The organism is Nonomuraea sp. NPDC047529, from assembly GCF_040642995.1.
Classification (GTDB): Bacteria; Actinomycetota; Actinomycetes; order Streptosporangiales; family Streptosporangiaceae; genus Nonomuraea.
Window position 1 is genome coordinate 1 of sequence record NZ_JBEYTJ010000013.1, and the last position, 24495, is coordinate 24495.

The following is a 24495-nucleotide window of genomic DNA, read 5'->3' on the forward strand; positions in this document are numbered from 1 at the left end:
CCCCGCGGGGCGCGCACCACAGGCCTCTGCCCCCCCCCCCCACGGTGGGGGCCGGGGGGGGCGCCGGCCCACCACTTGGTCAACTTCTTACACGGGCCCGCCTCCCCGCACAGGCCGTGCCCCCCTACGCGGGAAGCACGCAGGACGGGCTGGGCACCTCGTACGACTGCCCGGCCGGCTCGGGCACCCCGTCGTCCAGCGTGAACACGGTCACCTGGCCGGAGTTCTGGTTGGCGACATACAGGCGGTCGCCCGCGATGGCGAAGTGCCGGGGCCAGTCGCCGCCCGAGGGCACCTCGGCCACCGGGGTCAGGTCGGCGGCGCGCAGCACGGAGACTGTGTCGGGCCCGCGGTTGGCGACGTAGACCAGGTCACCGTCGAGCTGCAGGTGAGAGGGCGCGTTGTCGCCCCCGGCGCGCGAGGCGGGGACGACGGTGCGGCGCTCGCCCTCGACGAGCGTCACGGTGCCGTCCAGCTCACCGGCCACGTACAGGCGGTCGCCGGCGAAGGCGAAGTGGCGGGGGCCGGTGCCGGGGGCCAGGGTGATCGGGTCGAGCGGGGAGCCGTCCAGGCGGTAGCGGCGGATCTCGTCGGTGCCCAGGTCGGAGACGTGCAGGACGTCCTCGTGGAAGACGCACATGTGGGCGTGCGGGCCGGCCTGGCGGTCGGGGTCGGGGCCCGAGCCCTCGTGCCTCAGGACGATCGGGTCGCCGGCGAAGGCCCCCCGCTCGTCCAGGTGGTGCAGGCCCGCGGTGCCGTCGCCGTAGTTGGCCACGGCCAGCAGGGTCCCCGAGGGGTGGACCGCCAGGTGGCAGGGGCTGTCGCCGTCACTGGAGCGTTCGTCCAGCGGGGACAGGCCGCCGTCCATGGTGAAGGCGGTGAGCCAGCCGCGCCGCAACTCGCCCACCGCGTACAACACCGGCAGGGTGGGGTGCGCGGCCAGGAACGACGGCGAGGCCACGCGGATCAGCTCGCCGTCCGCGGTCACGATGCCGGGGCCGTAGCCGCCTATGTAGAGGTTCACAACGGGATCCTTCTTATGGTTGACTGGAGCAATGAATTCGTTGACGGAGGCAAGGGTTTCTGAGATCAGAGCCTTCAACCGGTTCTATACGAAAGTGATCGGCGTCCTCCAGGCAGGCATGCTCGACTCGCCCTACTCGCTGACGGAAGTCCGGGTGCTGTTCGAGCTGGCGCACGCCGAGAGCATGGAGACCGGCGAGCTGCGCGGCCTGCTCGACCTCGACGCGGGCTACCTGAGCCGGATCCTGGCCCGGTTCGAGGGCGACGGCCTGGTGTCGCGCGAGCGGTCGGCCGCCGACGCCCGCAAGCAGCTCGTACGGCTGACCGAGGCCGGCGCCGCGACCTTCGCCGGGCTCGACCGCCGGTCGGCCGAGGAGATCGAGCGCCTGCTCGGCGGCCTGCCCGAGGAGGACCAGGCGCTGCTGGTCGGCGGCATGGCGACGATCAGGCGGCTGCTCGGCGAGCCCTCCGAGCGCTCGTACGTGATCAGGCCCCCGCGGACGGGCGACCTGGGCTGGGTCGCCTACCGGCACGGCGCCCTCTACAGCGAGGAGTACGGCTGGGGCACCGAGTTCGAGCAGCTCGTGGCCAGGATCGTGGGCGCCTACGACCCCGCCCGCGACGCCGGCTGGATCGCCGAGGTCGACGGCGAGCGCGCCGGATGCGTGTTCTGCGTGCACCAGGACGACACGACGGCCAAGCTGCGCATGTTGCTGGTCGAGCCGTCGGCGCGGGGGCTCGGGATCGGCCGGCGCCTGGTGGCCGAGTGCCTGCGCCACGCCAGGGCGCGCGGCTACCGGCGGATCACGTTGTGGACCCGCGACTGCCTGGTGAGCGCGCGGCGCATCTACCAGGCGGCCGGGTTCGAGCTGGAGTCGGCCGAACGGGGCGTGGAGAACGGCGCCGAGGTCACCGAGGAGATGTGGTCGCTCGACCTCGGGGCCACCGGTTGAGCGGCCCGGCACACCGACGACCGGAAGGAGTTCTGGGCGGCGGGGGTCGCCCCGGACGTCCCGCTGGAGGCGCTGGTGGGGCAGCTCGTGGCCGAGTTGAAGCTGATGCCGGTCCGCTGCCCGGCCTGGGCCGAGGACGTCCGGTCAGGGGCGGAAGGGGCCGCCGACCTCGAAGGTGTGGCCCTCGGTGCGGCCGCGCCTGGCCGAGAAGTAGAGCCGGTCGCCCCTCGGCGAGAACGCCAGCCCGGTGAGCTCGGCCCCGTCGTGCCCGGTGAGCCGCAGGAACGGCGTGACGGCCCGGTCGGGGGCGATGACGTCGATCTCCGTCGTCTCCCTGGCCACGTAGAGGTCGCCCGAGGGCGCGGCCGTGATCGCGCGCACGCCCTCGCACAGCCGGTCGAGCGTGGAGGTCTGCGCGTCGTAGGCCCACAGGCCGGTGTCGCCCTTGGTGGTGAAGTAGCAGACGCCGCCCGCGTAGTGGCAGCCGTCGCCGCCGTCGAAGTGGCGGGCGTCCTCGACCTGGTGGCGGGCCGCGGTGAGCAGCGCGGCCGGGGACGGCACCGGCCGCCATCCGCCCGACGCGCACAGCACCTCCAGCGTGCCCTCGGTCAGGTCGCCCCAGTCGCCGGGCCGGAACCGGTAGAAGCAGCCGTCCTGCTCGTCCTCGGTCATGTAGACGACGCGCCGCTCGGGGTCGCAGGCGGCGGCCTCGTGCCTGAAGCGGCCCATGGCCAGGCGGGGACGGGCGGCGCGGGCGCCGTAGGGGTCGCACTCGAAGACGCGGCCGCGGTCGCCGAGCTCGCACGACAGCCAGGTGTGCCACGGCGTGGCGCCGCCCGCGCAGTTGAGGTCGGTGCCGGACAGGATGCGGTAGGCGTCGGCGACCGTGCCGTCGGCCTGGAAGCGCACCGCGGAGGCGCCGCCGAGCAGGGGCAGCTCGGAGTTGGACACGTAGATCCAGCCGGCGCCGTCGGGGAAACAGGCGCCGCCGTCGGGCGCCGCGTGCCAGGTGAGCCCGGCCACCTTGTCACCGGAGCGGGCCACGACCCGGCCGGTGAAGCCCGGCGGCAGCGCGAGCCCGTCGGCGGACGCCGGCGTGAGCGGCCCGTACGGGCTGATGCCGCCCTGCAAGAGCGGGCCCGTGCGGAGGAGAGTCTTGTGGGACATCGTGGGGCCTCCCTCTAGGTGCCACGCTAGTCGACCGCATCGACATGAATGGCAAGGACTCGCGACATCAAACTCTGTGCAAACCCCGCGCTCCGTCGCGGCGGGAGATCGTCGGCGGTCCCTGGACGATGCGTGACAGTCCGTACCCACTGCGCGGAAGATCGCCCACTTCCCCACCCGGACACACAAACGCCCGGACGCACGAAGGCCCGGACGCGCGAAGGCCCGGGCTCGTGCCCGGGCCTTTCGGTTGCGCGGTCGGCCTGCGGTCAGCGCTGGGCCTGGAACATCCAGTGCTGCTTGTCGATGTCCTGCGTCACGGCGATGAGCAGGTCCTGGCTGACGGGGTCGGCCTCGTCGGTGGCGCGGATGCGCTCGTACATGCGCTTGCTGATGCCGTCGAGGATGTCGGTGACGGTCGCCACGACCTTGCCGTCCTCCAGCCAGCCGCGCTCGGGCTGCTGGAGCTGGGTGGACTTGGCGACGGTCGCCGATCGTCCGTCGGGGTTCACGCCGAGGGCGACGGCGCGTTCGGCGATGGTGTCCATATGGGTACGGGCCAGGTCGGTCAGCTCGTCAAGCTGGAGGTGAATCGGGCGGAAATGGGGGCCGACGAGGTTCCAGTGCGCCTGCTTGGCGATCAGCGACAGATCGATCAGATCGACAAGGGCGCCCTGCAGGGCTTCGGCGACAGTGTTCTTGGCGTCACCCGAGAGCGGACCGGTGATCGTAGCCATGTCGTATTTCCTCCCCTTCAGTAGTGCTTTTCCCCTTTTACAACGTCATTCGGGGCTCGATTCTTCCGATCTTTCCGTCATTGACAGTGCAATAGTGACAGTGTCATTGTGGACGGTATGAGCGACACCTGGACCATCGGCGAGCTGGCCGAGCACGCGGCGCACGCGCTGCGCGCCGGCGCGCAGCCGGTCAACGGCCGGGTCCGCGATGTGCCCGGGGAGCGCCTGATCAGGTGGTACACCACCATCGGCCTCGTGGACCCGCCCCTGACCCGGCGCGGCAGGATCGCCCGTTACGGCCGGCGGCACCTGCTGCAACTGGTGGCCGTCAAGCGCATGCAGGCCGCGGGGCACTCGATCGCGGAGATCCAGACGGCCCTGGCCGGGGCGACGAACACGACGCTGGCGACGGCCGCCGGCCTGACCGACGCGCCGCCCCCGGGCCCGGCGGTCCGGCGTCCCCCACCGGGCGGCCCGGACGGCGGCGGCGACGCGGGACGGGGCCGGTTCTGGGCCGATCGGCCGAGCCGTCCCGCCCCGGCCGCCGTCCAAGAACCGGGGGGCCCCGAAGCCGCGCCGCGACCGGCGGCCGGGGACACGGGCGGGCACGCCGCCGGAGGCGCGGTCGCGGGGATCGCGCTCGGCGACGGCGTGCGGATCGTGTGGGACGGGGGGCGGCCTCCGTCCGAGGAGGACGTCCAGGCGGTGCTGGCGGCGGCGGGACCGCTGCTCGCGGTGCTCGTAGAGAGGAGACTGCTGTGAAGATCACTTCGCTGGAGCCCGCACGGTGCCTGCCGGTGCCGGACGCCGGGTTCGGCGCGCTGCTGACCGAACGCGGCAACCTGCCGCTGGAGAGCGTGGACGTCCACGCCGACATCGCCGGGCTCATCGCCGGGGTCGAGGTCGAGCAGGGGTTCCGCAACCCGTTCGACGTCACGCTGGAGGCGACCTACGTCTTCCCGCTGCCCGACCGGGCGGCGGTGACGGGGTTCAGGATGGAGGCCGACGACCGGGTCGTGGAGGGCGTGCTGAAAGAGCGCGGCCAGGCCAGGGCCGACTACGACCAGGCGTTGCGCGAGGGCAGGCGGGCGGCCATCGCCGAGGAGGACCGGCCCGACGTGTTCACGATCAGGGTGGGCAACATCCTGCCCGGCGAACGCGTCTCGGTCAGGCTGAGCATGAGCCAGCCCCTCCCCTACGAGGACGGCGCGGCGACGTTCCGCTTCCCGCTCGTCGTGGCCCCGCGGTACGTCCCGGGCACCCCGCTCGACGGCGATCCGGCGGGGTCCGGGGGCGCGCCGGACACCGACGCCGTGCCCGACGCGTCCAGGATCACGCCGCCGGTGCTGCTGCCCGGCTTCCCCAGCCCGGTGCGCCTCTCGCTCACCGCCCGCGTCGACGCCTCCGGCCTCGACCTGCGGGAGCTGGCCTCCAGCCTGCACGTGGTCGAGGAGGAGAACCACACCGTACGGCTGCGTCCGGGCGAGCGGCTCGACCGCGACTTCGTGCTGCGCCTGTCGTTCGAGGCGTCCACGTCGCTGCAGTTCGACGGCCGGGGGACGTTCGCGCTCACCGTCGTCCCGCCCGCGCTCCAGGCCGCCCGCGCGCCGCGGGACGTGGTGCTGCTGCTCGACCGTTCGGGCAGCATGGGCGGCTGGAAGATGGTCGCGGCGCGGCGGGCGGCGGCGCGCATCGTCGACACGCTGACCGCGCACGACCGCTTCGACGTGCTGACGTTCGACTCGGTGGTCGAGGCGGCGTTCGAGGGGCTGGTGGAGGCGTCCGACCGCAACCGGTACCGGGCGGTCGAGCACCTCGCGCGGGTCGACGCGCGCGGCGGCACCGAACTGCTCGAACCGCTGCGCCGCGCCATCGCGCTGCTCGGCGCGCCCGGCGACAGGGAGCGGGTGCTGGTGCTGGTCACCGACGGCCAGGTGGGCAACGAGGACCAGATCCTGGAACAGACCGGCGGCGCGCTGTCGGCGATGCGGGTGCACACGGTCGGGATCGACCGGGCGGTGAACGCCGGGTTCCTCGGCAGGCTCGCCGGGCTGGGCGCGGGCCGGTGCGAGCTGGTGGAGTCCGAGGACCGGCTCGACGCGGCGATGGAGCAGATCCACCGCAGGATCGGCGCGCCGCTGGTGACGGACCTGTCCCTGAAGGGGCTGGAGACCGACCCGGACACCGTCACCCATCTCGGCTCGATCTTCCCGGGCGTGCCGCTCCGGGTGTACGGGCGGTGCCGCGAGGGCGCCGAGGCCGTCACCGTACGCGGGACGTCGGCCGAGGGGCCGTGGGAGGAGCGGGTCACGGGGGTGACCACGGACGGTCCCGCCCTCCGTGCCGTCTGGGCCCGCGCCCATCTGCGCGAGCTGGAGGACCGGTACGCCATGGGCGAGCACGGTCTGGAGTCGCGGATCGTGGGGGTCTCGCTGGAGAACGGCGTGCTGTGCAGGTTCACGGCGTACGTGGCGATCGACACCCGGCAGGTCGCGGAGGGCGGGCCCGAGCATCGGGTCATCCAGCCGGTCGAGCCGCCGAGCGGGTGGGAGCTGCCGCCGAACCCGTCCATGGGCGGAGGGTTCGTGGCGCAGGCCATGACGATGGCCCGTCCGGCAAGCGCTCCCCGCATGATGCCTCAGGGCTTCGCCCCGCCGGCCGGCGGCGGGCCCGCCGCCTCCTCGGCCGAGGCCCCCTTCCCGGCGCCGCCCTCGGCCGGCGGCCCCGCCGGTCCGCCGCCGCCCGCGCCGGGTTCCGGTGGGTCGGGGTTCGGGGGCTCGCCGATGTTCGCGCCTCCGGTGTCACCGCGTCCGGCGCACCGGCTGGAGTCGGTCAGGCCGCAGCTGAAGGCCGAACTGGACCGGCTCACGGCGATGCGCGTCCCGGACGCGCTGTACCTGGCCGACCTGGGCTCCCGGCTGGCGGCGCTGGCGGCGTACCTGGGCGGGAACGAGGCGCTGACGGCGCTGGCCCGCGACCTGGAGGCGGCCGAGCGTCCGGGCACGGACCTCCGGGCCCTGCACGACCACGCCGTCGACCTCCTCACCGGCCTCACCGGCGGCGCCCCAGGGTCCGCCGACGACGCCGCCGGTCCCGCCCTTCCGGGGGACCCCGGCTCAGGAACGCGCCGCGGCCCCTTCTGGAAACGCCGCTGACACCTGTGGCAGCGCTGCGGAATCACGCGGCGCTGCCACGCGTGACGCCGGGCGGGCGGTGGAACCGCACCCCGGGGACACTCCTGGAGAATGGCGAAAGGGCGGCCGACCATGTCGCACGGCATCCCTTCAAAGCCGCCGTTCGCCCCGAACCCGGGAATCCAACAGTCTTTGCCGATTTCGACGAACAATCAGCCCGATAACGCGCGATCCCCGCGCAATACGCCGCAGCGCACTCCCGCCCGCCGACCGGCCTCCCATGACGCGGACGCCACCCGAATCCTCGCGCGAGCATTATGAATTTCACGCCCGGCGATATCTTCGCCGCGATATTCGGACGCCCCCAGGAAAAGGCGTGCCATTCTCGTGCGCCATCATCGCCCGCGGCCTCCTATTCTGGACGGGTGAGCACACTCGTCCTGGACGGCGGCCTGTCCACGCATCTGGAGTCGCTCGGCGCGGATCTGCGCGACGAGCTCTGGTCGGCACGCCTGCTGCTGGAGCAGCCCGAGCTGATCAGGCGGGTGCACGCCGACTACTACGCGGCGGGCGCCGACGTGGCGACCACGGCGAGCTACCAGGCCACCATCCCCGGCTTCCAGCGGCGGGGGCTCGACCGGTCCGAGGCCGAGCGGCTGATCAGGCTGTCGGTCGAGCTGGCCGGGCAGGCCCGCGACGAGGCCGGTCACGGCCTGGTGGCGGCCTCGGTCGGCCCCTACGGCGCCTACCTGGCCAACGGCGCCGAGTACACCGGCGACTACGACCTCGACGAGGACGGCCTGCTGGCCTGGCACCGTCCGCGCTGGGAGATCCTGGCCGCCGCCGGCGCCGACCTGCTGGCCTGCGAGACCATCCCGTCCTACGCCGAGGCGCGCGCGCTGGCCAGGCTGCTGGCCGCCACGCCGGAGGTCAAGGCGTGGGTGAGCTTCTCCTGCCGCGACGCCGAGCACATCAACGACGGCACCCTGATCGACCGGGCCGCCGCGCTGTTCTCGGGCAACCCGCAGGTGGTGGCGGTGGGCGTCAACTGCACGGCGCCGCGGCACATCCCCGGCCTGGTCGCCCGCCTGTCCGGCGGCCTGCCCGTCGTGGTCTACCCCAACTCCGGCGAGACGTGGGACGCCGGGCGGCGCCGCTGGCTGGGCCTGTCCGACCCGGTGGAGTACGGCCTGGCCGCCAAGGAGTGGGAGCGCGCCGGGGCGTCGCTGATCGGCGGCTGCTGCCGTACGACCCCCGACCACATCAGGCAGATCCGCGCCCACCTGACCTGAGCGCCGCGGGGCCCTCGCGCACGCCACACCGAAGAGGGCGCACGCGAAGGCCGTGAGGCGGCCGGACGGGACGGTCTCTAGACGGTCACCGGGGCGGTGGTGCGGCGGCGGTCGAGGACGGTGTCGAGGGACAGGGCGCCGCCCCCGGTGAAGCCCACCGCCAGGCTCGCCGCCGCCAGGGCGAGGACGAACTCGTAACCCCCGTCGCCCGCGCCGAAGCCGTTGGCGCCGTGGACGAACACCACCGCGCCGATCATGTTCAGGGCCAGCAGCGTGCCCGCGACCGGCAGGGCGACGCCGAGGATCAGCGCGATGCCGCCGACCACCTCCAGCACGGCCACGGCGGGCGCGGCCAGCCCGGCCAGCGGGATGCCCGCGGACTCGAAGAACTTCGTGGTGCCCGCGATGCCCATGTCGGCGAACTTCTGGTAGCCGTGCACCAGGAAGATCACCCCGACGGCGATCCTGGCCAGCAGCAGAGCGATGGGACGCGCCCTGTCGATCATGGAACCTCCAGATGGAGTCGTTCAGATTTGAACAACCACTCTATCGGTAGTTCAAAACTGAACAACAAGTACACTTGGGACGTGACGGACACCCGCTGGCTCGACGAGACGGAGATGGCCGCCTGGCGCGCCTTCCTGTCGGCCTCCCATTTGCTCGAACGGCGCATCGAGGAGCAGCTCAAGGCCACGGCCGGGCTGACACACCCGCAGTACGAGATCCTGGCGCGGCTGTCGGACGCGCCCGGCCGTCAGATGCGCATGACCGAGCTGGCCCGGGGCGTGGTGGTGTCGAAGAGCGCGCTGACGTACCAGATCACCCAGTTGGAGAAGGCGGGGCTGGTGGAGCGCACCACCTGCCCCTCCGACGACCGCGGGGTGCTGGCCGTGCTCACCGAGGCGGGCGAGCGCTGCCTGGAACGCGTCGCGCCCGGCCACGTGGCGGTCGTGCGGGACTACCTGATCGACCGGCTCAGCAGCGCGGAGCTGACCTCACTGACCAGCGCGATGACGAAGAGCGAACAGGCCCTCAGGACCTGACGGGAAAGCGGGGCCGCCTCTTAGGAGGCGGCCTTGGCGGCGGCGCGGGCGGCGCGTTCCATCTCGACCCTGGCGCTGGCGGCGTACTTGTCGACGTACTCCTGGCCGGACAGCTCCATCAGCGCGTACATGATCTCGTCGGTGACCGCGCGCAGGACCAGCCGGTCGTCCTCCATGCCGTAGTAGCGGGAGAAGTCGAGCGGCTTGCCGAACCTGACGCCCGGACGGATGCCGAGCTTGGGGAACAGCCGCCCGGGCGGCATCATCTCGTAGGTGTTGACCATGGCCCACGGGATGACCGGCACGCGCGACTCCAGCGCGAGCCGGGCCACGCCGGTCTTGCCCTTGTACAGGCGGCCGTCGGGCGAACGCGTGCCCTCGGGGTAGATGCCCAGGATGTTGCCCTCGCGCAGGATGCGCAGGCCGGTGCGGAGCGCGGCCTCGCTGGCCTTGCCGCCGGAGCGGTCGATCGGCACGGTGCCGACGCCGCTGAAGAACAGCCGGGTGAAGAAGCCCTTGAGGCCGGTGCCGGTGAAGTAGTCGGCCTTGCCGAGCGAGATCACCTTACGGCGGATCTGCAGCGGGCCGAAGAAGTGGTCGGCGAAGGAGAGATGGTTTCCGGCCAGGATCGCGGGCCCCTGCTTGGGTACGTTGTCGCCACCCTCCGTCCACGGACGGAAGAGCATGAGGATCGGCTTCAAGATGGCCTTGACCACCCAGTAGAACACCCGGCCACCTCTTCCGCAGGACATCATGATGGAGCAGAGTCATCTTCCCATCCCTGGCGAGATGCAACTACATCAGCTCTCGCACAATCACCCCGGAACGTGCGACGATCGGGCAGATCCGGGATGAAATTGCGTGGAGGAGCTGTTATGCCGCTCATGCCAGGCGCGGAGCCCTACCACCACCAAGCGGGTCAGGTCGGTGTGCTGCTCTGCCACGGGTTCACCGGCACGCCGCAGTCGTTGCGGCCGTGGGCCGAGTACCTGGCCGGTCACGGGGTCAGCGTGTCGCTCCCCCGCCAGCCGGGCCACGGCACCACGTGGCAGGAGATGAACCGCACCCGCTGGGAAGACTGGTACGCCGAGGTGGAGAAGGCGTTCGCCGACCTCCAGGGGCGTTGCGCGGAGGTGTTCGTGGCGGGCCTGTCGCTGGGCGGCTGCCTGGCGCTGCGGCTGGCCGAGGTGCACGGGGACGCGGTCGGGGGCGTGGTGGTGGTCAACCCGTCCATCGCCGTGGACGTGCCGCTGCTGAGGCTGGCGCCGCTGCTGAAGTGGTTCCTGCCGTCGGTGCCCGGTGTCGCCAACGACGTCAAGAAGCCCGGCGTGACCGAGCTGGCCTACGCCCGCACGCCCGTCAAGGCGGCCGCGTCGCTGCCGGGGCTGTGGTCGCTGGTGCGGGCCGACCTGGCGAAGGTCACCCAGCCGCTGCTGGTCTTCCACAGCCGCGACGACCACGTGGTGAAACCGACGAGTGTGGCGATCATTCGCCAGAAGGTCCCGCAGGCCACGATCGAGGAGCTTACCGATAGCTACCATGTTGCGACGCTGGACAACGATGCCGACAGGATCTTTGCCGGTAGCCTCGACTTCATCCGGACACATGCCTCGGTACCCTTGCAGAGGGACTGATCGCACCCAGGGGGAAGTCGCGATCGCTGCGGAGAGGCCCATCTAGGTGACGCCCCAGAGTGACGAGGACGAGGTCTGGCGGCAGATCGTCGCGTCCTTCAACGACACAGCCGAGCGCGACTCGGCCGACCAGCCATGGCCGGACAGCGAGAACGTGCCCGCCGAGCCCACCCGCAGGGTGGTCAAACCCTCCGAGGAGCTCGAACTCGACCAGGACGAGCCCGACCGCGAGTCCGACCACGAGCCCGACCACAACCGGGACGACGACGAGGACGAGGGGCACTTCGAGCCCCCGCCCCCGCCGCCGCTGCCCAAGCTCGACCTGCCCACCAAGCTGGCGTGGGTGGCCCTGTTCGGCGGGCCTGCCTACCTGCTGGTGGCCGCGATGGCGAGCTGGCAGATGGAGGGCTGGGCGCTGTTCACCGCGGTGGCGGCGTTCATCGGCGGGTTCGTGGCGCTGGTGGTGCGCATGGGCGACGGCCCGCCCAACGACTCCGGCTGGGACGACGGCGCCGTCCTGTAGGGCCGCCCTGTGGGGCGGCCCTCGCGACCCGGTCCGTTACGACTTGGCCGTGGTGGTGCGGGGGGCGAAGGACTCCACCACGTCGGAGTAGCGGTCGGCCGTGTCGACCGCGTGGCCGACCGCCCACAGCGCGCCCTTGCCGGCCAGGTAGGCCACCGCCTGGAGGCGCACGCTGTCGCGGCCCTTCTCGGCGGCGCCGCGGATGATCTGGCAGGCGTCCTTCTCGCAGCGCATCACGAACGGCTGGGCCGCCTGCTCGGGGTCGTAGCCGGTCATCCAGTAGCGGCCCTTGCCGTCGCCGGTGACGCCGTAGAGGCGGGCGCCGGTGGCCGGGATCGCCAGGCGCTGCCAGCGCTTGCCGTTCCAGGTGAGCACGAGCGGCGAGATCTCGCCCGGGCCGTGGTAGACGCCGCCCACGGCCACCGCGCGCTTGGAGCTGTCGACCTGGATGTCGCGCAGGTAGCCGCCGGGGACGGCGGGCACGGACATCGACTTCCAGGCCCCCGACGTGTAGTGCATGATCAGCGGCGCGCCGCCGGTGTCGCCGACCGCGAAGCCCGAGGCGACCGCGTAGAGCGCGCCCTTCTCCTTGGTCTGCTGGACGGTCCAGCTGTTGCCCTGGCCGGTGAGGATGAGCCCGGACTTCTCCCGGCTGCCGACCGCGACCACCCGGCCCGGCTTGGCGTCGATGCCGCCCAGCCAGTCGCCGGCGTGCAGCCCCTGCGGCCGGACCCGGTCGAAGCCGGTGACATCGCCGTGGGCCAGGTAGGGCAGGCCGTCGTGCCCGTCGCCGACCGCCCACACGTCGGAGGCGCCGGCGGCGGCCAGGCCGCGCAGGTTGCCGGCGGCGGTGGCGTCGCGCACGGCCACCTCGCTCCAGGCGGTGCCGTTCCAGTGGCGGATCGTGCCGCGGTTCTTCCAGACGTCCCAGATCTCCTGCTGGCCGACCGCCCACACGTCGCCCGGCGAGACGGCGAGCACGTCGGAGAGCGAGCCGTCCGCGTCGAGGCGCGCGCTCGTCGATTTCTGCCACGCCTCGGCGGCGGGACGGGGCTCGGCATGCGCGGCGGGCGTGACCTGCGGCAAGGCCACGGACGTCGCCAGAAGGACGGAGAGCGCACGCCGCTGAGAGCGACGGGTCATGAGCAAATGCTACGGGCTGCCCCGGGCGGCTCGCCCGTCAGAGTCCAACCTGCAACTCCGCGAGCACCGGCAGATGGTCGCTGGCCCCGGCCAGATCGGCGTTCCCGGCCGCCACTCCGCCGCAGGACAGGACGCTCGTCCCGCGCGCGGCGAACACCGCGTCGATGCGCTCGGCGGGCCGGGCGGCGGGGAAGGTCAGCCCGTCGCCCGAGGGCGCGACGGCGTGGCAGTCGGTGAGCCGGGCGGCCAGGAAACGCCAGGCCGGCTGGTGACGCCGCTCGTTGACGTCGGCGCCGACCACGATCGCGGCGTCGTGCGCGGCGGCCGCCCGTTCCATGAGGGACATGGCCTCGCCCGCGTGCCGCAGCCGGGCGGCGAGGTGGAGGTCGAGGTGGAGCGAGCCGACGGCCAGCCGCGCGCCGCCGATCTCGACGACGGCGACGGCGAGCACCCGCCGCTCCAGGCCGGGGAACGCCTTGAGCCGGTGGAGCCGCGCCTCCAGCACCCGGACCCGCGGCCCGGCCAGCACGCACACGCCGCCGGCGCGCCCCGGCGTGGCCACGCGCAGCCCGCCGGCCTCGGCCAGGGCCCGGCGCCTGGACCGCCACCGGGCGAACCTGGGCGCCTCCTGGACGCAGACCAGGTCGGCCCGCATCGCGGCGAGCACCCGGCGCAACGCGGGCACGCTGTCACGCATGCTCCGCACGTTGTACGAGGCGACCCTGACCAGCACGCGCTAGCGCCGCCGGGCCAGGTCGGCGGCCCCGACCACACCCGCGGACGCGCCCAGCTCGGCCAGCCGGATCTCGGCGAGCGGCCGGTGGCCGTGGCCGGTGAGCTGCCTGGCGAACACCTCGCGGGCCTCGTCCAGGAACAGGTCGGCGGCCCGCGAGACGCCGCCGCCGACGATGAAGCAGCCGGGATCGAGCACGGCGGCCAGGTCGGCCATGCCCTGCCCGAGCCAGTCGGCCAGGCTGCGGAAGGCGGCCAGCGCGACCTTGTCGCCCAGCCGGGCGGCCTCGGTGACCTCCTCGCCCTCGATCCGGCCGCCGGACAGGCCGAGCAGGATCTCGGCGCGTTCGGGCTGCCGGGCCGCGATCTCCCTGGCCTCCTTGACCAGGGCCTGGCCGCTGGCGTACTGCTCCCAGCAGCCGAGGTTGCCGCAGCCGCACACCCGGCCCTCGGGCACGACCTGCATGTGGCCGAGCTCGGCGCCCATGCCCCAGCGGCCGCGGTAGAGGGCGCCGTCGATGACGATGCCGCCGCCGATGCCGGTGCCGAGGGTCAGGCACACCACGTGGGACTGGCCGCGCCCGGCGCCGAACGTGGTCTCGCCCCAGGCCATGGCGTTGGCGTCGTTCTCGATCACGACAGGCAGGCCGACCAGGTCGCTGATCTTCTTCTGCAGCGGCTCCTCGCGCCAGGCGAGATTGGGGGCGAAACGCACGATCGAGCGGGTCTCGTCGACGAACCCGGCCGCGCCGACGCCGACCGCCTCGACGTCCCTGTCGCGTGACAGCTCGCGGACGACGTCCGCGACCGTCTCGGCGACCACGTCGGGCCGATCGGCCGCGGTCGGCCTGAGGGTGTGTTCGACGATCTCGCCGTTGTCGTCGACCACGCCCGCGGCGACCTTGGTACCGCCGATGTCGACACCGATCGTGAGCATGCCGCGTGTCTCCCTATCCCAGATCTATGTGTTCCACGTCGCCGCGATCGCGGTCACGGGTGTCGCGCGGCCCGCGGGGGGCGGGCCTGCTCAGCGCGTCGAACGCACCGCGCACCGCGGCGAACAGCTCGCCGCCCGCGGCCACCAGGTGGCCGGTCACGTCGGAGCCCGACTCCCGCTGGGCCGCGATCGCCCGGCACACCGGGCAGGCGCGGCAGATGTACTCGTCGTGGGGCTCGGACACCGCCTCGCTCCACACGTCCTTCTCCTTGCGGGCGCCGCCGCCCGTGAAGGAGTTGTAGACGGTCTTGCCGACCTGACGCGTGGCGCGCCCCTGGATCGTCTCGAACAGCTTGCGGGCCTCGTCGGCGACGGTGCCGATGGGATCCCTGTCGTTGTTCTCGGTCATCTGGCCCTCCCTGAGTACGGTTCGCTCATCCTGCTCAACTCATTCGGAGGCGGATTCGCTCCCCACACTGAACCGTATTCTCAGGACGCCGTCGCGGAGCACGGCGGAGCCGATCCTCCTGCGGGCCAGCGCCGCCGGCAACGCCAGGATCCTGCGGTACGGACCGGCGGTGATGATGAGCTCGTCGCCCTTGCGGGCCAGGTCGACGTCGTCGCGGTCGGCGCCGGGCAGGGCGAGCGTCAGCTCGTCGGCGCTCAGCCGCAGCGGCGGCTCGACGGCGGGCGCCGCGAACGGGTCGGCCTCGCCGTAGACGGAGGCGCCCACCTCGGCCAGCGCGCGCCGGCCGACCGGCTCGGCGGGCAGGTAGGGAATGGTGTGGATGGGCAGCGGCGCGAACGACTCCTCGGCCTCGGCCAGCAGCCGCGACTGGGCGTCCACCCACTTGCTCCGCCACTCGTCGGCGCCGCCGGCCGGGAAGACGCGGTTGGCGATGACCGCGTCGACGCGGTAGCCGTAGAGGTTGAGCGAGGTGAGGGTGCGCCTGGCCTCGGCGAGCACCACGGCCTCGGGGGTGAGCACGAGCCGCACGGACGCGCTGTCGCCGGTGAGCAGCTCGCGCACCTCCATCAGGCCGCGGTGGAAGCGCTCGGCGGCGCTCATGACGTCCTCGCCGGGCGCGCTGACCCGGGCCACGCTGCGCATGAACGGCGAGACGACCTTGACGAGCTTGCGGCCGACCGGCATGAGCCTGGTGACGTGCCAGTCGAGCGCCTCGGGCAGGGCCAGCAGCCGCAGCGTCTCGGCGGTGGGGGCGCAGTCGATCACGATGACGTCCCAGGCGCCGTGGCGGGCGTGCTCGCGCAGTTCGAGGAGGGCGATGACCTCCTCGGCGCCGGGCAGCACGGTGATCTCCTCGGAGGTGATCTCGTCGAGGCCCAGCTCGGTGAGCACGCCCCTGGCGTAGTGCTGCAGCTCTCCCCAGTGGCGCTCCAGCGTCTTCTGCGTGTCGACCTGGTGCAGGTGGAGGCCCGGCGCGATCTCGCCGGGCTCGACGGCGAGCGCGTCGGCCAGCGAGTGGGCGGTGTCGGTGGAGACGATCAGCGTCTTGAGCCCGCGCTCGGCGGCCAGTGTGGCGGTCGCGGCGGCGGCGGTGGTCTTGCCCACGCCGCCCTTGCCGGTGAAGAGCAGGACCCGGGGGCTCACCTCGGACGGCCCTCTACGCGCTTCTTCAGGCCCTTGAGCGCGGTGTCCACGATCACCTTCTCGGCCTTGCGCTTGATCATCCCGATCATGGGCACCGTGAGGTCGACGGTGAGCTCGTACGTCACGTCGGTGCCTCTGCCCGTCTCGGCGAGCTGGTAACTTCCGCGCAGGTCGCCGACCATCTTGCCCGGCTCGACCACCTGCCAGCGCACGCCCTCGTCGCCTTCCCAGGTGTAGGCGAGGGTGTAGGTGTCGTTGATCACGCCCGCGTCGAGGACGAACCGCACCCGCTCGGCGCGCCCGTCGGGGCCCATGCCCACGACCTCGGCGCTCTTGATCGAACCTGCCCATTCCGGGTAGGCGGGGAAGTCGGCGATGACCGCCATGACCTCGGCGCGGGCGGCGCCGACGGTGGTGCTCGAAGTGGTGCGATCAGCCATGCGACCACCGTAATGCAGAATCCGCCCGTTGCGGCGGAGCGCCGGTCACCGGCCGCCTGGCTCACCATTCCAGGACGAACGGCTCACCCTTTCCACGGAAGTGGCCGACGTTCACGCACTCGGTGCGGCCGACGCGGGCGCGGCGGTGGAGGGGCTGGTGGACGTGGCCGAACAGGGCGTAGCGCGGCTGGGTGCGCCGGATCGCCTCCAGCGTGGCCTCGCTGCCGCGCTCGAAGCGCCTGGCCACGACGTCGTAGAGCAGCTCGGGCAGGGCGGGCGGGATGTGGCAGCACAGCACGTCGACCTCGCCGATCGCCTCGACCTTGGCGGCGTACTCGTCGTCGCCGAGCTCGTACGGGGTGCGGTAGGGGGTCTTGAGGCCGCCGCCGACGAAGCCGAAACGCAGGCCGCCGATCTCCACCACCTGGCCGTCGAGCACCTGATGACCCGGTTTGAGGTAGTCGGGCCACAGACGGGGAATGTCGACGTTGCCGTAGGTGAGGTAGGCGGGGGTGGGCATGGCGGCGAAGAGGGTGGCGTACTGGGCGCGGACGTTGCGCTCGATGTGCTCGCGGGGGTCGCCGTCGAGGGAGGCCCACAGGCGCGCCGACATGGCCCTGGCCTCGTCGAAGCGCTTGGCCGTGCGCAGGGCGATGAACTCGGCGGCCCGCTCCGCGCCGAACAGGTCGGCGAAGATGCCGTTGGAGTGGTCGTCGTAGTCGATGAAGAGGATCAGGTCGCCCAGGCACACCAGCGCGTCGGCGCCGTCGCCCGCCCGGGCCAGCGCGTCGGCCCTGCCGTGCACGTCACTCACCACGTGGACCCTCATGGGGAAATCCTAGGTGGGACGGCTGCTAGCGTGATGAACGCCCTTCATAACGCTCCCATGACGATGCTACCGACGCGTAACTTAAGGCGGTAACGTCCAGGCGGTCCCTGTAGAGGAGTTGAAAGTTCGTGCGCGAGTACAGCGTCCCCGTCCTGGTCGATGTGCCTGCCTCAGCGAGCCTGCCGGACACGGTCTTCGACCGGGCCGAGCGGGAGCCCGGCACCGTGATCATGCGCCGCAAGACCGACGACGGCTGGCCCGTGGTGACCGCGGGCGAGTTCCGCGACCAGGTGGTCGAGGTGGCCAGGGGTCTCATCGCGGCGGGGATCGAGCACGGCGACCGGGTCGCGCTGATGTCGCGCACGCGTTACGAGTGGACGCTGGTCGACTACGCCCTCTGGTCCGTGGGCGCGGTCACCGTGCCGATCTACGAGACCTCGTCGGTGGAGCAGGTCCGGTGGATCCTGGCCGACAGCGAGGCCAAGGCCGCCTTCGTCGAGCTCGACGCGCACGAGGAGACCGTCCGGGAGGCCGCGCCCGGGCTGAAGGCCGTCTGGCGGGTCGAGGGGCGGCTCGACGCCGAGGGCGTGCCCGACTCGGCCGTTGAGGAGCGCAGAAAGCGGGTCGTCGCCTCCGACCTGGCCACCGTCGTCTACACCTCGGGCACCACCGGCCGTCCCAAGGGCTGCCGGATCACGCACGACAACCTGCTGTTCACCGCGCTCAACGTGCTGCGCGGCCCGCTGGAACCGCTGTTCAGCTCCAAGGACCCGGCGGCGCTGCTGTTCCTGCCGCTCGCGCACATCTTCGCGCGGATGATCCAGGTGGTGCTGGTCGAGGCCGGCGCGATCATGGCGCACACCCCGAACATGAAGAACGTCGCCCCCGACCTCCAGGACTTCAAGCCGACGTTCCTGCTGGGCGTGCCGCGCGTGTTCGAGAAGGTCTACAACGGCGCCGAGCAGAAGGCCGCCGCGGGCGGCAAGGGCAAGATCTTCGCCCGCGCCGTCGACGTGGCGGTGGCCTGGAGCAAGGCCGAGGCGTCCGGCGGCGCGCCGCTCGGCCTGCGCCTGCGCCACCTGCTGTTCGACCGGCTGGTCTACGCCAAGCTGCGCGCGGCCACCGGCGGCCGGCTGTCGGCCGCGGTCTCCGGCGGCTCGGCGCTCGGCGACCGTCTCGGCCACTTCTTCAGGGGCGTCGGCATCGAGGTCTTCGAGGGCTACGGCCTGACCGAGACCTCCGCCCCCGTCTCGGTCAACATGCCGGGCGCCAACAAGATCGGCACGGTCGGCAAGCCGCTGCCCGGCGTCTCGATCCGCATCGGCGACGACGGCGAGATCCTGGCCCGCGGCCGCAACGTCTTCCACGGCTACTGGAAGAACGACGCGGCCACCGCCGAGGCGGTCGACGCCGAGGGCTGGTACCACACGGGCGACGTGGGCGAGCTCGACGCCGACGGCTACCTGCGCATCACCGGCCGCAAGAAGGAGATCCTGGTGACGGCCGCGGGCAAGAACGTCGCCCCCGGCCCGCTGGAGGACGCGCTGCGCGCCCACCCGCTGGTCTCCCAGGCCATGATCGTCGGCGAGGGCCGTCCCTTCGTCGCCGCGCTGGTCACGCTCGACCCCGAGGCGACGCCCGCCGGCCGGAGCGTGGCCGAGCTGCGCGCCGACCCGGCGATCCTGGCGCAGGTCCAGGAGGCCGTCGACCGGGCCAACAGCACGGTGTCGAAGGCCGAGCAGATCAAGAAGTTCACGATCCTCGACGCCGACCTCACCGAGGAGAGCGGCCACCTGACGCCGACGCTGAAGGTCAAGCGCAACCTGGTGATGCGCGACTACGCCAAGGAGATCGACGAGCTCTACGGCCACTGAGCCGTCAGGCGGCCCCCACCAGCTCACCGGCCCGCTCGGTCGCGGTCAGGATCGCGGCCAGGGCCTGGCGGGTGGCCTGGAGCTCGGCCAGTTGCTCGTCCAGGCCGGTGAGCCGGCCGCGCAGCTGGCCCAGGGTGCACGCGTCCAGCACGTCGCCGGAGCCGGAGGCGCACGGAAGCACGTCCTTGATGACCTTGGTCGGCAGGCCGGCGGCCAGGAGGGTGCGGATGCGGCGGACCACGACGGGCGCGTCCGGGCCGTAGCGCCGGTGACCGCCGTCGGCCCGGAACGAGGTCAGCAGGCCCTGCTCCTCGTAGTAGCGCAGCAACCGGGGGCTGACCCCGGTCTCCGCCGAGAGAGCGCCGATTTTCACGTGATGCTCCTCACACCCGCTTGCATCTCACATCCATGTGAGCTTCTAGCGTGACGTCCATGAGAGAAATTCCTCGCGAAACTGTACAGACGTTCACCATTGGCGGAGACCTTGAGGTGCGCCGGATCGGCTACGGGTCGATGCGGCTGGCCGACGCCCCCGACCCTTCGCGCTCGGCCCTGGAGGCGCCCGTCTGGGAGGCGCCGGCGGACCGGGCGGGCGCCGTGGCCGTGTTGCGCCGGGCGGCCGAGCTGGGGGTGAACCTCTTCGACACCGCCGACTCCTACGCGCTCGGCGCCAACGAGGAGCTGATCGCCGAGGCGCTGCACCCGTACGGGGACGGCGTGGCGGTGGCCACCAAGATCGGCGTGCTGCGGCCCTCGCCCGCCGAGTGGGTGCCGCTCGGCCACCCGGCCTACCTGCGCCAGCAGGCCGAGCTGAGCCTGCGCCGGCTGCAAGTGGAGCGCATCGACCTGCTCCAGCTCCACCGCCTCGACCCCGCCTACCCGCTCGCCGACCAGATCGGCGCGCTCAAGCAGCTCAGGGACGAGGGCAAGGTCCGGCACATCGGCCTGTCGGAGGTGAGCGCCGAGGAGCTGCGCCAGGCGGCGGAGATCACGCCGATCGCGGCCGTGCAGAACCTGTACAACCTGGCCACCCGGCAGCACGAGGACGTCGTGGACCACGCCGCCGCGCACGGCATCGCGTTCCTGCCCTTCTTCCCGATCGCGGCGGGCTCCCACGCCGGGCCCGGCACGCCGCTGGCGGCGGTGGCGGCCGAGATCGGCGTCACCCCGGCCCAGGCGTCGCTGGCCTGGCTGCTGCGCCGCTCCCCCACCGTGATCCCGATCCCGGGCACCTCCTCGATCGGCCACCTGGAGGAGAACGTGGGGGCGCTGTCGGTCAAGCTCTCCGACGAGCAGTACGACCGGCTGTCGGCGGCGGTCGCTTGAGGCCGCCGTCCGGGGGCGGGCCCGTCGCCGGATGACGGGCCCGCTACCCGGTGACGGGCCGCGCCTGTGCCAGGACGAGCCGGCCCGCCCGCTCCGACAGCGCCTGTCTGGCCGCCTCCGGCAGGCCGGTGTCGGAGACGACCACGTCCGCCTCGTCGAGCCGGGCGATCGTGCTGATGCCGACGGTGCCCCACTTGGTGTGGTCGGCCAGCACCACGAGCCTGGAGGCCGCCTCGACCAGCGCCCGGTCGGTCTCGGACTCCATCATGTTGGGCGTGGTGAAGCCCGCCCTGGCGGTCATGCCGTGCACTCCCAGGAACAGCAGGTCCACGTTGAGCTGGCGGATCGCGGCGACCGCGACCGGGCCGACGAGCGCGTCCGAGGGGGTGCGCACGCCGCCGGTGAGCACGACCGTCTGGTCGGGGCGGCCGGCGTGCTGGAAGACGTCGGCGATCCGGACGGAGTTCGTCACGACGGTCAGCCCCGGGACCTGGCCCAGGTGGTGGGCGAGCGTCCAGGTGGTGGTGCCGGCCGACAGGGCCACGGCCGTGCCCGGACGTACGAGCGCGGCGGCGTGCCCGGCGATGGCCTGCTTCTCCTCCTCCTGCTGCACGGACTTGGCCGCGAAGCCGGGCTCGTTGGTGGAGCCGATGGTGGTCGCGCCGCCGTGCACCTTGGCCAGCAGGCCGCGCTCGGCCAGCAGTTCCAGGTCGCGCCGGATCGTGATGTCGGAGACGCCGAACGTGCGCACCAGGTCCACGACCCTGACGCCGCCGTTCTGCCGGACGAGGTCCAGGATCGCCTGCTGACGCTGCGGGGCGAGCATCGCATCACCAGATCCCAACAGGTTCCGACACCATCCCGTTCGCATCATGACATGACAGCGACCTGGTGAATGCGTCGAAAACGTCATGAAACAGTGCGTTGACAGCAGTGAAAGTTCGTCTTTCGATGAATGGGTGTGAACGAACTCGGGGGAATCTGAAGGGTCCGGCAAGGAGGAACCACCATGGACCGACGTATGCCGATCTCCCGCCGCCGTCTACTCCTCGGAGCCGCCGCCTTCGGCGTGCCCGCCGTGCTCGCCGGCTGCGGGTCCGGCAGCCCCTCCACCGCGCCCGGCAGGTCGTCCGGCGGCGGGCTCGGCACGGTCACCATCGGCTCGAACGCCTCCGACGAGGTCCCCAAGAAGGCCCTGGAGACCGTGCTCAAGGGCTTCACCCAGGCCGTCCCGAAGGTCAACACGGTCGACCACAACACGTTCCAGGAGAACATCAACCGCTATCTCAAGGGCACGCCCGACGACGTGTTCACCTGGTTCGCCGGCTACCGGATGCAGTTCTTCGCCCAGCAGGGCCTGGCGACCGACATCTCCGACGTGTGGCAGGAGATCGGGGGCGACTACACGCAGGCGTTCAAGGACCAGTCGACCGGCATCGACGGCAAGCAGTACTTCGTGCCGTTCACCTACTATCCGTGGGCCGTCTTCTACCGCAAGAGCCTGTGGCGGGCCAAGGGGTACGAGCCGCCGAAAACCCTGGACGAGTTCACCGCCCTGGCCAGGAGGATGAAGGCCGACGGACTGGTGCCGATCGCGTTCGCCGACAAGGACGGCTGGCCGGCGATGGGCACGTTCGACATCCTGAACATGCGCACGAACGGCTACGACTTCCACATCTCGCTCATGGCCGGTAAGGAGTCGTGGACCGACCCCCGGGTCAAGCAGGTCTTCGACACCTGGCGGGGGCTGATGGAGTTCCACCAGCCGGCCGCCCTCGGGCGCACCTGGCAGGAGGCCGGGCAGTCGCTCGCGCAGAAGAAGACCGGCATGATCCTGCTCGGCATGTTCGTCGCCCAGCAGTTCCCCGAGGCCGACCGCGACGACCTCGACTTCTTCACCTTCCCCGAGATCAACCCCGCGTACGGCACCGACTCGATCGACGCCCCCATCGACGGCTACATGATCTCGGCCAAGGCCAGGAACGTGGACGGCGCCAAGGCCCTGCTCAGGCACCTGGCCAAGGGCTCCTCCCAGAACGAGGCGACCAAGCTCGACCCGGGCACGCTCGCCGCCAGCTCCAAGGCCGACACCGGCGGCTACAGCGCCCTGCAGAAGCGCGGCGCGGAGCTGGTCTCCCAGGCCACCCACCTGGCGCAGTTCCTCGACCGCGACACCCGGCCGGACTTCGCCTCGACCGTGATGATCCCCTCCCTCCAGGCGTTCGTCGGCAAGCCGGACGAGATCGAGTCCCTGCTGGTGAGCATCGAGAAGCAGAAGGCCAACCTCTTCCGCTGATGACCGTCAAGACCCGTCGCTACTCCGCCCGCGACGTGACCGTCCTGGTCATCGGGCTGGGGATGGCCGTCATCGTCAACGTGGGCCTCATCTGGGGGCCCACGCTGGCCTCCGCCGCGCTGTCCGGCACCGACTGGAACGGCATCGGGCCGATCGAGTGGGTGGGCGGGCGCAACTACCACGACCTGGCCACCGCCTACCCGCCGTTCTGGTCGGCCGTGCGCAACAACGTGCTGTGGCTCGGCTTCCTGGGGCTGGTCGCGACGCCGTTCGGGCTGTTCTGCGCGGTGCTGCTGGACCGGCGGCTGCGGCTGTCGCGGGTCTACCAGAGCGCGCTGTACATGCCGGTCGTGCTGTCGCTGGCCGTGGTGGGCTTCATCGCGCAGCTCGTCTACTCCTCCGACTACGGCGTGCTGAACGCGGTGACCGGCCTGACCGTGGACTGGCTGGGCGACCGTTCGATCAACATCTGGGTCGTGATGCTCGCGGCCGGCTGGCGGCACGTCGGGTACGTCATGATCATCTATCTGGCCGGACTCAAGGCCGTGGACCCGGCGCTGAAGGAGGCCGCCGCCATCGACGGGGCCACCGAGGCGCAGGCCTTCTTCCGCGTGGTGTTCCCGACGCTGCGGCCGGTCAACGTGATCGTGCTGGTCATCACCGTGATCGAGGCGCTGCGCGCGTTCGACATCGTCTACGCCGTCAACAAGGGCAGGAACGGCCTGGAGCTGCTGTCGGTGCTGGTCACCGAGAACATCGTGGGCGAGGCCAGCCGCATCGGCTTCGGCTCGGCCATCGCCGTGATCCTGCTGGCGACCTCGCTGGGGTTCATCGTCACGTACCTGTCGCAGCTGTTCAAGGAGGAGCGATGACGCTCACCGCGCCCGCCCCCGCTCCCCCGGCCCAGGGCCGGCGCGCGCCCGCGCGCCGGCCCGTGCGGCCGCTGCGGATCCTGCTGCACGCCTTCCTGGCGCTGGTGGCGCTGGGCTGGTTCCTGCCGCTGGCCCTGTCGCTCTACGCCTCGCTGCGGCCGTACGAGGAGACGGCCAGGCTGGGCTACTTCTCGCTGCCCGAGCATCTCACGCTGGACTACTACGCCAAGGCGTGGAGCCAGGCCGAGCTGCCCCACTACTACCTGAACACGCTGATCATCGTCGTCCCCGGGCTGCTGGTGACGCTGTTCCTGGCCTCGTTCACGGCGTTCGCCGTCGCGCGGGTGCGCGTCCCCGGGCGCAAGGTGCTGCTGATCGTGTTCACCGCCGGGAACCTGATGCCGCCGCAGGTGCTCATCACCCCGCTCTACTCCCTCTACACGCTGGTGCCGCTGCCCGCCTGGCTGTCGGACTCCCAGTCGCTCTACGACTCCTACCTCGGGCTGATCCTCATCCACGTGGCGTTCCAGTTCGGCTTCTGCGTCTTCGTCATCGCCAACTTCATGCGGACGATCCCCGAGGAGATCACCGAGGCGGCCCTCGTGGACGGCGCGAGCGTGTGGAAGCGCTACTGGCGGCTCACGCTGCCGCTGTGCCGGCCGGTGCTGGCGGCGCTGGCCACCCTGGAGTTCACCTGGATGTACAACGACTTCCTGTGGGCGCTGGTGCTGATGTCCTCGGGCGACAAGCTGCCGGTGACCTCGGCGCTGAACAACCTGCGCGGCCAGTTCTTCACCGACTACAACCTGCTGGCGGCCGGGTCCGTGCTGGTGGCGCTGCCCACGCTGATCGTCTTCCAGCTCCTGCACAAGCAGTTCGTCGCCGGGCTCACGCTGGGGTCCACCAAAGGTTAGAGGAGGGCCCGGAG

The 24495-nt window shown here is 71.8% G+C and carries 26 protein-coding genes; 12 read left to right on the forward strand and 14 right to left on the reverse strand.

Annotated features, from left to right (window positions below):
• Positions 1-124: 124 nt before the first annotated feature.
• Entirely contained in the window at positions 125-1024 is a 900-nt protein-coding gene (locus ABZ815_RS21750; RefSeq protein WP_357700561.1) for a beta-propeller fold lactonase family protein, read from the reverse strand.
• 94 nt (positions 1025-1118) lie between these two features.
• Here ABZ815_RS21750 and ABZ815_RS21755 point away from each other — a divergent pair, with 94 nt between their 5' ends.
• Positions 1119-1976, forward strand: coding sequence for a helix-turn-helix domain-containing GNAT family N-acetyltransferase (locus ABZ815_RS21755; protein WP_357700563.1), 858 nt, complete (start codon positions 1119-1121; stop codon positions 1974-1976).
• Positions 1977-2120: 144 nt separating this feature from the next.
• Here the strand turns inward: ABZ815_RS21755 and ABZ815_RS21760 are convergent, their stop codons facing one another.
• Together ABZ815_RS21760 and ABZ815_RS21765 are read right to left on the reverse strand one after the other, a co-directional pair.
• Positions 2121-3143 (reverse strand): alkaline phosphatase PhoX, encoded by a 1023-nt coding sequence (locus ABZ815_RS21760; protein ID WP_357700565.1) that lies wholly within the window; start codon positions 3141-3143, stop codon positions 2121-2123.
• Positions 3144-3412: 269 nt separating this feature from the next.
• Positions 3413-3880, reverse strand: a complete 468-nt coding sequence (locus ABZ815_RS21765; RefSeq protein ID WP_357700567.1) for a DNA starvation/stationary phase protection protein — start codon at positions 3878-3880, stop codon at positions 3413-3415.
• A 117-nt stretch (positions 3881-3997) separates the two neighbouring features.
• Between ABZ815_RS21765 and ABZ815_RS21770 the strand changes: the two genes are divergently transcribed.
• The 3 genes from ABZ815_RS21770 (at position 3998) to mmuM (ending at position 8306) form a co-directional block, all read left to right on the forward strand.
• Positions 3998-4642 carry a helix-turn-helix domain-containing protein gene (locus ABZ815_RS21770; protein ID WP_357700569.1) on the forward strand — a complete coding sequence of 215 codons (645 nt, stop codon included), beginning with the start codon at positions 3998-4000 and terminating at the stop codon, positions 4640-4642.
• Positions 4639-7035, forward strand: a complete 2397-nt coding sequence (locus ABZ815_RS21775; protein WP_357700571.1) for a VIT domain-containing protein — start codon at positions 4639-4641, stop codon at positions 7033-7035. The genes ABZ815_RS21770 and ABZ815_RS21775 overlap by 4 nt, the downstream gene beginning before the upstream one ends.
• A 404-nt stretch (positions 7036-7439) precedes the next feature.
• Positions 7440-8306: a homocysteine S-methyltransferase gene (gene mmuM / locus ABZ815_RS21780; RefSeq protein ID WP_357700573.1), complete on the forward strand. Its 867-nt coding sequence runs from the start codon at positions 7440-7442 to the stop codon at positions 8304-8306.
• 77 nt (positions 8307-8383) lie between these two features.
• Here the strand turns inward: mmuM and ABZ815_RS21785 are convergent, their stop codons facing one another.
• Entirely contained in the window at positions 8384-8812 is a 429-nt protein-coding gene (locus ABZ815_RS21785; RefSeq protein WP_357700575.1) for a DoxX family protein, read from the reverse strand.
• A gap of 81 nt (positions 8813-8893) precedes the next feature.
• On the opposite strand from ABZ815_RS21785, the gene ABZ815_RS21790 reads away from it, so the two are divergent.
• Entirely contained in the window at positions 8894-9349 is a 456-nt protein-coding gene (locus tag ABZ815_RS21790) for a MarR family transcriptional regulator (protein ID WP_357700577.1), read from the forward strand.
• 20 nt (positions 9350-9369) lie between these two features.
• Here ABZ815_RS21790 and ABZ815_RS21795 read toward each other — a convergent pair whose 3' ends face one another.
• Positions 9370-10077: a lysophospholipid acyltransferase family protein gene (locus ABZ815_RS21795; protein ID WP_357700579.1), complete on the reverse strand. Its 708-nt coding sequence runs from the start codon at positions 10075-10077 to the stop codon at positions 9370-9372.
• A 147-nt stretch (positions 10078-10224) separates the two neighbouring features.
• Between ABZ815_RS21795 and ABZ815_RS21800 the strand changes: the two genes are divergently transcribed.
• Positions 10225-10983: an alpha/beta fold hydrolase gene (locus ABZ815_RS21800; protein WP_357700581.1), complete on the forward strand. Its 759-nt coding sequence runs from the start codon at positions 10225-10227 to the stop codon at positions 10981-10983.
• Positions 10984-11029: 46 nt separating this feature from the next.
• The gene (locus tag ABZ815_RS21805) at positions 11030-11506 is read left to right on the forward strand and encodes a hypothetical protein (protein WP_357700583.1); all 477 of its coding nucleotides are present in this window, start codon (positions 11030-11032) and stop codon (positions 11504-11506) included.
• Positions 11507-11542: 36 nt separating this feature from the next.
• On the opposite strand, the gene ABZ815_RS21810 is transcribed toward ABZ815_RS21805, so the two are convergent.
• The 7 genes from ABZ815_RS21810 to ABZ815_RS21840 form a co-directional block, all read right to left on the reverse strand.
• Positions 11543-12649 (reverse strand): hypothetical protein, encoded by a 1107-nt coding sequence (locus tag ABZ815_RS21810; protein WP_357700585.1) that lies wholly within the window; start codon positions 12647-12649, stop codon positions 11543-11545.
• Positions 12650-12686: 37 nt separating this feature from the next.
• Complete coding sequence (locus ABZ815_RS21815; protein ID WP_357700586.1) at positions 12687-13346, reverse strand: endonuclease/exonuclease/phosphatase family protein; 660 nt, start codon at positions 13344-13346, stop codon at positions 12687-12689.
• Between the two features lie 39 nt (positions 13347-13385).
• Positions 13386-14318: an ROK family glucokinase gene (locus ABZ815_RS21820; protein WP_357700588.1), complete on the reverse strand. Its 933-nt coding sequence runs from the start codon at positions 14316-14318 to the stop codon at positions 13386-13388.
• Positions 14319-14331: 13 nt separating this feature from the next.
• Positions 14332-14727 (reverse strand): DUF5304 family protein, encoded by a 396-nt coding sequence (locus ABZ815_RS21825; RefSeq protein ID WP_189648026.1) that lies wholly within the window; start codon positions 14725-14727, stop codon positions 14332-14334.
• 39 nt (positions 14728-14766) lie between these two features.
• Positions 14767-15930 (reverse strand): ArsA family ATPase, encoded by a 1164-nt coding sequence (locus ABZ815_RS21830; RefSeq protein WP_357700590.1) that lies wholly within the window; start codon positions 15928-15930, stop codon positions 14767-14769.
• A complete protein-coding gene (locus ABZ815_RS21835) occupies positions 15927-16370 on the reverse strand; it encodes an SRPBCC family protein (RefSeq protein WP_357700592.1) in 444 nt (147 codons plus the stop codon). The genes ABZ815_RS21830 and ABZ815_RS21835 overlap by 4 nt, the downstream gene beginning before the upstream one ends.
• 61 nt (positions 16371-16431) lie before the next feature.
• Entirely contained in the window at positions 16432-17199 is a 768-nt protein-coding gene (locus ABZ815_RS21840; RefSeq protein WP_357700594.1) for a metallophosphoesterase, read from the reverse strand.
• Between the two features lie 128 nt (positions 17200-17327).
• Here ABZ815_RS21840 and ABZ815_RS21845 point away from each other — a divergent pair, with 128 nt between their 5' ends.
• Positions 17328-19073, forward strand: a complete 1746-nt coding sequence (locus ABZ815_RS21845) for an AMP-dependent synthetase/ligase (protein WP_357700596.1) — start codon at positions 17328-17330, stop codon at positions 19071-19073.
• 4 nt (positions 19074-19077) lie between these two features.
• Here ABZ815_RS21845 and ABZ815_RS21850 read toward each other — a convergent pair whose 3' ends face one another.
• Positions 19078-19446, reverse strand: a complete 369-nt coding sequence (locus ABZ815_RS21850; RefSeq protein ID WP_357700597.1) for a MerR family transcriptional regulator — start codon at positions 19444-19446, stop codon at positions 19078-19080.
• A gap of 59 nt (positions 19447-19505) precedes the next feature.
• Here ABZ815_RS21850 and ABZ815_RS21855 point away from each other — a divergent pair, with 59 nt between their 5' ends.
• The gene (locus ABZ815_RS21855; protein ID WP_357700599.1) at positions 19506-20399 is read left to right on the forward strand and encodes an aldo/keto reductase; all 894 of its coding nucleotides are present in this window, start codon (positions 19506-19508) and stop codon (positions 20397-20399) included.
• A 43-nt stretch (positions 20400-20442) separates the two neighbouring features.
• On the opposite strand, the gene ABZ815_RS21860 is transcribed toward ABZ815_RS21855, so the two are convergent.
• Positions 20443-21225: a DeoR/GlpR family DNA-binding transcription regulator gene (locus ABZ815_RS21860; RefSeq protein WP_357700600.1), complete on the reverse strand. Its 783-nt coding sequence runs from the start codon at positions 21223-21225 to the stop codon at positions 20443-20445.
• A 183-nt stretch (positions 21226-21408) separates the two neighbouring features.
• On the opposite strand from ABZ815_RS21860, the gene ABZ815_RS21865 reads away from it, so the two are divergent.
• Genes ABZ815_RS21865 through ABZ815_RS21875 form a run of 3 tightly spaced genes read left to right on the forward strand, consistent with a single transcriptional unit; the run spans position 21409 to position 24481 of the window.
• Positions 21409-22695 (forward strand): ABC transporter substrate-binding protein, encoded by a 1287-nt coding sequence (locus tag ABZ815_RS21865; protein ID WP_357700602.1) that lies wholly within the window; start codon positions 21409-21411, stop codon positions 22693-22695.
• A complete protein-coding gene (locus ABZ815_RS21870) occupies positions 22695-23567 on the forward strand; it encodes a sugar ABC transporter permease (protein WP_357700604.1) in 873 nt (290 codons plus the stop codon). Before ABZ815_RS21865 ends, ABZ815_RS21870 begins: the two co-directional genes overlap by 1 nt.
• Positions 23564-24481 (forward strand): carbohydrate ABC transporter permease, encoded by a 918-nt coding sequence (locus tag ABZ815_RS21875; RefSeq protein ID WP_357700606.1) that lies wholly within the window; start codon positions 23564-23566, stop codon positions 24479-24481. Before ABZ815_RS21870 ends, ABZ815_RS21875 begins: the two co-directional genes overlap by 4 nt.
• Positions 24482-24495 lie beyond the last annotated feature (14 nt).

What these genes read in the sequence shown, in the direction of transcription:
- ABZ815_RS21800 (WP_357700581.1), top strand. Translation starts at nt 10,225, where the DNA reads ATGCCGCTCATGCCAGGCGCGGAGCCCTACCACCACCAAGCGGGTCAG.
- ABZ815_RS21825 (WP_189648026.1), bottom strand. Translation starts at nt 14,727, where the DNA reads ATGACCGAGAACAACGACAGGGATCCCATCGGCACCGTCGCCGACGAG.
- ABZ815_RS21875 (WP_357700606.1), top strand. Translation starts at nt 23,564, where the DNA reads ATGACGCTCACCGCGCCCGCCCCCGCTCCCCCGGCCCAGGGCCGGCGC.
- ABZ815_RS21770 (WP_357700569.1), top strand. Translation starts at nt 3,998, where the DNA reads ATGAGCGACACCTGGACCATCGGCGAGCTGGCCGAGCACGCGGCGCAC.
- ABZ815_RS21835 (WP_357700592.1), bottom strand. Translation starts at nt 16,370, where the DNA reads ATGGCTGATCGCACCACTTCGAGCACCACCGTCGGCGCCGCCCGCGCC.
- ABZ815_RS21785 (WP_357700575.1), bottom strand. Translation starts at nt 8,812, where the DNA reads ATGATCGACAGGGCGCGTCCCATCGCTCTGCTGCTGGCCAGGATCGCC.
- ABZ815_RS21820 (WP_357700588.1), bottom strand. Translation starts at nt 14,318, where the DNA reads ATGCTCACGATCGGTGTCGACATCGGCGGTACCAAGGTCGCCGCGGGC.
- ABZ815_RS21860 (WP_357700600.1), bottom strand. Translation starts at nt 21,225, where the DNA reads ATGCTCGCCCCGCAGCGTCAGCAGGCGATCCTGGACCTCGTCCGGCAG.
- ABZ815_RS21815 (WP_357700586.1), bottom strand. Translation starts at nt 13,346, where the DNA reads ATGCGTGACAGCGTGCCCGCGTTGCGCCGGGTGCTCGCCGCGATGCGG.
- ABZ815_RS21855 (WP_357700599.1), top strand. Translation starts at nt 19,506, where the DNA reads ATGAGAGAAATTCCTCGCGAAACTGTACAGACGTTCACCATTGGCGGA.
- ABZ815_RS21810 (WP_357700585.1), bottom strand. Translation starts at nt 12,649, where the DNA reads ATGACCCGTCGCTCTCAGCGGCGTGCGCTCTCCGTCCTTCTGGCGACG.
- ABZ815_RS21840 (WP_357700594.1), bottom strand. Translation starts at nt 17,199, where the DNA reads ATGAGGGTCCACGTGGTGAGTGACGTGCACGGCAGGGCCGACGCGCTG.
- ABZ815_RS21865 (WP_357700602.1), top strand. Translation starts at nt 21,409, where the DNA reads ATGGACCGACGTATGCCGATCTCCCGCCGCCGTCTACTCCTCGGAGCC.
- ABZ815_RS21870 (WP_357700604.1), top strand. Translation starts at nt 22,695, where the DNA reads ATGACCGTCAAGACCCGTCGCTACTCCGCCCGCGACGTGACCGTCCTG.
- ABZ815_RS21760 (WP_357700565.1), bottom strand. Translation starts at nt 3,143, where the DNA reads ATGTCCCACAAGACTCTCCTCCGCACGGGCCCGCTCTTGCAGGGCGGC.
- ABZ815_RS21765 (WP_357700567.1), bottom strand. Translation starts at nt 3,880, where the DNA reads ATGGCTACGATCACCGGTCCGCTCTCGGGTGACGCCAAGAACACTGTC.